A 6,684-nucleotide genomic window follows, 5' to 3' on the forward strand; every position below is an offset into this window, starting at 1 on the left:
TTTATTCTAGTTTGAATATTTATTTCCTTCAAATCATTCAAAATAATTCTACGAGTCTAATCGCCCCGGGTTCGGTCAAACTCGGCGTTTTGCTCAGCATAATTTCCAAGCTTGATGAAAAAAAGAGGGTGATTTTACAATCGCCCTCTAAATTAAGGGAGGATGTTAACTTTTAGAGAGTTATCTGTTTATTACTCCCTGTAAAGCTATTCACGCTTATCCCAAATTTTTTTGCTATATTCACAAGCGAAAATGCTTTATAAGTTCTTCCGTAGATTTTCACCGCTTTTTCTTTACTATGAAATTTTTTGAGTCACGGTTTCCAATATTTCCGCCAGATCATAAATCCTAACCGCCTTGTCCTGACCCGCCTGCTTCACCTTGATCCCGTCATTCATCATGGTCATGCAGAAAGGACAGGCCGTGCATAACACCTCCGCGCCGGCTGCAAAAACCTGCTCCGCCCTCATATGGTTTACCCTGGTGCCTTCCTCTTCCATCCAGGCGCCGCCGCCACCGCCGCCGCAGCAAAAACTTCTGCCCCTGTTCCTCTGCATCTCAATTAGTTTTAAACCGCTAATATTTTGCAGAATTTTCCGCGGAATATCAAAAATATCGTTGTACCGGCCCAGGTAGCAGGGATCATGATAAGTTACCGTCTCCGTGAAAGCGCTTGCTATGACGAGCTTCTTTTCTTCTAACAATTTAGCCAGATATTCAGTGTGATGATATATTTCATAATTCTTGCTGAATGCACTATCTGTCTGCGGGTACTCGTTTTTAAAGGCATTGTAGCAGTGCGGGCATGTTGTTACGATGGTTTTAACCTTATGCTTTTTAAATAGGTTTATATTATCCCGGACCAGGCCGTCATACAGAAATTCGTTCCCCAGGCGCCGGGCCGGATCCCCGCAGCAATTTTCTTTTTCTCCTAATATCCCGAACCGCACCCCGGAGCGTTTGAGCAGTGCGGCAAACGCCTGGGCTATCTTCATGCTGCGGTCGTCGAGGGCCGCCGTACAGCCAACCCAGAAAAGGATCTCTTTGTTGTTTTCCTTGACCAGGTCTTCGGCCCAAGAACCGCGAAACCAGCTTGAGCGCGAGGCCATTGTGCCTTTATAAGGGTGGCCCCTGTCCTCCAGACAGCGGATGGCGTTGTCCACGCCGCTGGGATAGGAAGCCTCTTCCATCGCCAGATAGCGGCGCAGGTTGATATTTTTAGGCACGTGTTCGATCATCACCGGGCAAATATACTGGCACGCGCCGCAGGTTTTACACGACCACAATTCTTCTTCCGCCACAGCACTGCCGATCAGGCTGCTTTCCACCAGGCGCCCGGTCTCCCCGCCTGACTCGTTCTGTTCCGCGTAAGCGTGAGCTATGCCGGGGCTGCTTTCTTTCCCGCACTCCAGCAAGTGTTCTTTCATATTATTAATAAACCGCTTTGATGAAAGGGGTGCATTGCTCAGATAAGCGGGGCAGTTGTCCTGGCAGCGGCCGCACTGGGTGCAGGTCAGCAGGTCCAACAGGTGCTTCCAGCTGAAATCTGTAATTTTTCTTACCCCCAGAGTCGCCTGCTCATCCTCGAAATCAAGCGGCTGAAGCATTTTTCCCATGGGATTGAGGGAGCGGAAAAATGTATTGAAGGGACAGGCGATTAAATGCATGTGTTTGGAGTAAGGAATAAAGACCAAAAAAGCAAGAATGATTAAAACATGCGCCCACCAAAAAATATAATACAGTAAGTTTAAAGTAGCCAGGCTCCAGCCTTGTTTGCCCAGGAAGTACGAGACAACCGCCGTTACCGGCGCCGCTGCCGAAGCCGCCGGGTGAGCGGCCGCCCTTAACCCGTTTGCGATAAAAAGGGTCAGGACCACCCCGGTGATCAGCGATAAAATAATGGCCGCGTCAAGGTTGCGCTCAAGCCGGTCCGGTTTGACCACATAGCGGCGCCAGGCCGCCATAAGAACACCGGCCAGCACTAAAACCGCGAATAAATCCTGAATCAGGTAAAAAGCCGGGTAATGACCCAATAAAGGCAAAACGAATCCAGGATACAATCCTTCTCCGAAAAACTGCAGTTCACCCAGGGCGAGAACTAAGAAACCCCAGAAGATGAGCACGTGCAGCAGCCCGGGATATGCTTCATCCAATACTTTTTTCTGGCCGAGCACGTAAACAAATAATGATTTCACCCGCTCACCAATTTGGTCGAACCGGTTTTCGGGCTGGCCCAAACGCAGGATTAGATAGCGTTGCCGTATAGCCATGGCGAAAAGCCCGATAGCTCCAGCTAAAATAATAATAAAAACAATTATGCCGGGCAGTCCCATATCGACTCCTCCCTCTCTCCAATATTATGCAAACGGCCCCGTGCAAGAGGCCGTTATGCATATTCCGTCAACCTAAGCCATTTCTTTTACTTTTTCGATCAGCGGCGGCAGAACTTCTTTGTAGTCGCCGACCACCCCAAGCCTGGCCGCCCCAAAAATCGGCGCCTCGGGATCGGTATTAACAGCCACGATGACCTTGGAGCCGGAGCACCCGGCCAGGTGCTGGCAGGCCCCTGAGATACCCACCGCCAGGTAAATGTCCGGCGCGACGATCTTGCCGGTTTGCCCCACTTGTTTGGAACTGCTGACCCAGCCGCTGTCTACCGCTACCCGGCTGGCGCCGACAGCGCCTCCGAGCAGGCCGGCCAGTTCTTCCAGCAGGGCGAAGTTTTCCGGCCCGCCGAGCCCCTGCCCCCCGGATACCACCACCCTGGCATCCTCCAGGCGGACGCCTGCCGTTTGCTCCTCCACCCGCTCAATTAATTTAAAAGGGTTGGGAGGAATGGCGGGCGGCTTGACCTGGATTGTTTCCGCTGCCGCTTGCTCCGGCCGGGCGGGTTCAAAACTGCGCCGGCGCAGGGCGACCACAGCCGGGGCGTCACTCATCGCCACCTGCGCCATCGCCTTGCCGCCGAACACCGGCTTGGTAAAGACAATGGAGCCGGTTTCTTTATCCGCGTTAAAGCTCAGACAGTCGACAAGAGCCGTCCTGCCCAACCGCTTGGCCAGCCTGGGCGCCATTTCGCGTCCTGGCGCGTTGGTTACGAACAGGACCACTGCCGGTTCGCACTCCCGGCACACCGCTTCCAGCGCGGCCAGGTATCCTTCGCAGTAATACTGTGCCAGAGCGGCGTCTTGCACCGCATATATTTTGCTTGCCCCGTATTCCCCGGCTGCCGCGCCTATCGCGCCGGTTTCCGCGCCGATTACCGCGGCTGCCAGCACCGCTCCCAGTTCTGCAGCGATGCTTTTACCGGCGCCGAGAGCCTCCAGGCTGTCCCGGGACAGGCTTCCTTGATCGAATAAACAGGTCAGCACTAAGGACATTTTTCTTCCCCCAATCTTACCGCTAGTCATGTACGTGCAAAAGTCCTACAAAACTTTTAGCTCCAACAGCCGCTTGAATAAATTGTCTGCTTTTTCCACGCCGTCTTCGCCTGGTATGATCTCACAGTTAACCTCTTTGACCGGAATCTCCAGACTCGCCAGCTCTAAGCGGCCGCCTTGCGGTGCCACGTTAATCTGCTCAACTTTTTTACGCATGGCCGCCATGGTGTCCTTTACCTTGGCTATGCGAAGAACGTTTGTCTCGTGGTTGGTAACAACCGCCACAAGAGGCGCGTTTCCTTCAAGCACTTCATATCCTTCGTCGAGTTCACACTTTAGAACCAGCCCGCCGGACCCGGGCTCAATGCCTGTCACCAGATTGGCGCCCGGCCAGCCCAGTTCTTCCGCCAGGATCAACCCTACCTGGCCGCCGTCCCAGTCGCCGGCCTGCCGTCCGCAGAGCACCAGGTCCGCGCCCAGCTCCCTGGCCGCGCCCGCAAGCAGGCCGGCTACAATACCGCCGGAGAGCTTACTGTCTTGCTCCAGCGGCACCCGGACAGCCCGGTCCGCTTTCACGGCCAGGGCCTTGCGCAGGACATCCTCGGCGCCCTCCGGACCAACTGTTACCGCGGTCACAGTCGCCCCGGCCATTTTTTCCCGCAATTGCAGCCCTACTTCCAGCGCGTTCTGGTCAAACGAACTCATCACCAGGGGCACGCCTTCAGCGGCGGGGGTCATTTCTCCTTTCTCCAGCCGGAAATCCCGCGGCGGCAGTTCCGGATCGAGTATTTGTTTCAAACAGACCATGATTTGCACCTTTTATCCCTCCCCGCTATTAAAAACCGCGGCCCAACAGGCTCCGGGCGATCACTATGCGCTGGATCTCGTTTGTTCCTTCGTAAATCTGCTGAATCTTGGCATCCCGGAACATCCTCTCCACCGGGTACTCCTTGCTGTAACCGTAGCCGCCCAGTATCTGGATGGCTTCCGTGGTAACGTACATCGCCGCGTCGGAGGCGAAAGCCTTGGCCATGGCTGAATATTTACCCCGGTCATGGGCCTTGCGGTCGTACTTGTCTGCCGCCACATAAGTCAGGTAGCGCGCTGCTTGTGTTTTCATCTCCATATCGGCAAGCTTCATCTGGATGGCCTGGAACTTGCCGATGGGGCTACCGAACTGCACGCGGTCACGCGCGTACTGCACCGCGTAGTCAAGGGCGCCCTGAGCTATGCCAATGGCCTGGGCCGCTACTTCCGACCTTGTTTTATCAAGCACCTGCATGGCAATTTTAAACCCGTCCCCCTCGGCACCCAGCAGATTTTCCTTGGGAACCCGCATGTTGTCAAAGAATAACTCCGCCGTCGGCGTGCCTTTGACACCCAATTTATGCTCTAAATTGCGGACAACCAGGCCTTCTCCCTTTTCCACCGCGAAACAAGACAATTTTTTTTCTCCGGTGTTCTTATCTACTACTTTGGCAAAAACCGTAAGAATATCGGCAATATTGCCAAAAGTAATGAAACGTTTGGTGCCGTTGATTATATATTCATCTCCATCCAGCACAGCGGTACTCTGCATGCCTCCCACGTCGGAACCGGCATTTGGCTCGGTAAGACCGTAGGCGCACATCTTTTCTCCGCTGGCCAAGCCGGGCAGGAACCGTTGTTTTTGTTCTTCCGTCCCGGCAAGGATAATAGCTACCGAACCAAGGCACTGGCCACTCGGGATCATGGCCACGCTGGCACTGACTTTGGCTATTTCCTCTATCGCGATAGCCATGGGAAGCACTTTGCCGCCTGTCCCGCCATACTCCTCCGGGAAAGGCATGGCCAGTATCTCGTGTTCCGCCAGGGCTTCCTTGATATCCCAGGGAAACTCATCCTGCTCGTCAATTTCCGCAGCCCGGGGAGCCACTTTTTCCTGCACCAGATCCCGCACCATTTCTTTTAAAAACAACAGTTCCTTATCAAGTTCAAAGTTCAAGTCCTCACCCCTTCAGCCTGTTATTGTTTTCACCCGCAAAAAACTGATAAAAATTTTTCAGGCTTTTTCAAAAGCATAAAAAACTCTTTCCTGAAGGTTAATCGCACCTTTCTTACCGTCAACCGGCAGCGGATCTACCGGGTAGACAACCAGTTTTACTTCGTCGCCCTCCTTCAGTTCACCCATTTTGCAGTTCATCACCCGCGCGAAAACCGTCAGTTGATCGTCCAGTTTAATCATGGCGTGAATCAAAGGGGTTTCAAACCCTACCGGCACTCCCACCTCTTCTTCCGTCACTATCAGAACCCGGCCTTTGAGCGGCAGATCGACCCACTCCAGGTTTTCAGACAAGCATTCGGGGCAGACCACCCTGGGCGGGAATGCCCGGGTGCCGCAATCACGGCAGCTGGTGGTAGTGAACCGCCCTTCTTTGAGATTGTCGTAAAACGGGTAAATCCGGGTCATTTCCTTGCTTTGCAGCGGCCACATGTCCATTGTCACAGAATATTTTCCTTCAACTATACTCATTACGCCAGATCCCTCCCGTAAATTAATACCGTGTGCGCGGCGATGAAACCGCTCAGGTTATGCGTAAGGCCAATCCGGGCTCCTTCCACCTGGCGCACCGCGTCGCCTCTCAGCTGGTGCATGATTTCAATCCCCTGGCGAATGCCCGTCGCGCCAAAGGGGTGCCCGCAGGACAGCAAGCCGCCGTCCGTGTTGATCGGCACTTGCCCGCCGAAGTCGGATTGGCCTGCCTGGACGAAGGGACCGCCCTCGCCTTTTTCACAAAAACCGAGGTCTTCAGTTTCGATAATTTCCGAGATGGTAAAGCAGTCGTGGGTTTGCGCGACATTAACGTCTTTGGCCGTGACGCCGGCTTTGGCATAAGCTTGTTTGGCCGCGATTTTCAAGGACTCCCAGGTCGACCAGTTGGCCATATTGGCGGACATGTTGTGCAGGGTGGCCTGCCCGGTGCCTCTGATGTATACAAGCGGCTTGTCGGTTAAATATTTGGCTTTTTCTTCCGCCGCCAGGATAATTGCCGCGGCCCCGTCGGTGACCGGACAGCAATCGAAAAGCTTCATGGGACGTACGATGGCCCTGGCGTTCATAGCCTGCTCCAGGGTGATCGCCTCCTGGTATTGACCCTTCTTATTATTCAGGCCGTTGCGGCGGTTCTTCACCGATACCATGGCCAGTTGCTCTTCAGTGGTGCCGTACAGCTTCATATGCTCTTGAGCTACCGCGGAAAATACCGGCGGCGGCAGGCCCAGCCCCTGCGTGCCGTCCCAGTCATGGTCCACGGAAGCAAGCTCG

Annotated in this window: 6 protein-coding genes; all 6 read right to left on the minus strand. The window is 54.1% G+C overall.

Translation table 11 applies throughout. From position 1 onward, the window contains the following. Positions 1 to 296 precede the first annotated feature (296 nt). Complete coding sequence (locus A4E54_RS02410) at positions 297 to 2,333, minus strand: heterodisulfide reductase-related iron-sulfur binding cluster (RefSeq protein WP_240082467.1); 2,037 nt, start codon at positions 2,331 to 2,333, stop codon at positions 297 to 299. Between the two features lie 72 nt (positions 2,334 to 2,405). Beyond that, the gene (locus tag A4E54_RS02415; protein ID WP_240082468.1) at positions 2,406 to 3,380 is read right to left on the minus strand and encodes an electron transfer flavoprotein subunit alpha/FixB family protein; all 975 of its coding nucleotides are present in this window, start codon (positions 3,378 to 3,380) and stop codon (positions 2,406 to 2,408) included. A 45-nt stretch (positions 3,381 to 3,425) separates the two neighbouring features. Then, on the minus strand, positions 3,426 to 4,187 hold the full coding sequence (locus A4E54_RS02420; protein ID WP_240082527.1) for an electron transfer flavoprotein subunit beta/FixA family protein: 762 nt from the start codon (positions 4,185 to 4,187) through the stop codon (positions 3,426 to 3,428). A 28-nt stretch (positions 4,188 to 4,215) separates the two neighbouring features. Beyond that, complete coding sequence (locus tag A4E54_RS02425; protein ID WP_240082469.1) at positions 4,216 to 5,364, minus strand: acyl-CoA dehydrogenase family protein; 1,149 nt, start codon at positions 5,362 to 5,364, stop codon at positions 4,216 to 4,218. 57 nt (positions 5,365 to 5,421) lie between these two features. Beyond that, positions 5,422 to 5,892 (minus strand): Zn-ribbon domain-containing OB-fold protein, encoded by a 471-nt coding sequence (locus tag A4E54_RS02430; protein ID WP_240082470.1) that lies wholly within the window; start codon positions 5,890 to 5,892, stop codon positions 5,422 to 5,424. After that, a partial coding sequence (locus A4E54_RS02435; protein ID WP_286724140.1) for a thiolase family protein occupies positions 5,892 to 6,684 on the minus strand: 793 nt, incomplete at its 5' end. The genes A4E54_RS02430 and A4E54_RS02435, both read right to left, overlap by 1 nt.

This window comes from Pelotomaculum sp. PtaB.Bin117 (genome assembly GCF_002067195.1).
GTDB lineage: Bacteria > Bacillota > Desulfotomaculia > Desulfotomaculales > Pelotomaculaceae > Pelotomaculum_D > Pelotomaculum_D terephthalicicum.

Bases quoted from the DNA above. Each gene is read 5' to 3' on its own strand.
- A4E54_RS02420 (WP_240082527.1), bottom strand. From the start codon at position 4,187: ATGGTCTGTTTGAAACAAATACTCGATCCGGAACTGCCGCCGCGGGAT.
- A4E54_RS02430 (WP_240082470.1), bottom strand. From the start codon at position 5,892: ATGAGTATAGTTGAAGGAAAATATTCTGTGACAATGGACATGTGGCCG.
- A4E54_RS02415 (WP_240082468.1), bottom strand. From the start codon at position 3,380: ATGTCCTTAGTGCTGACCTGTTTATTCGATCAAGGAAGCCTGTCCCGG.
- A4E54_RS02410 (WP_240082467.1), bottom strand. From the start codon at position 2,333: ATGGGACTGCCCGGCATAATTGTTTTTATTATTATTTTAGCTGGAGCT.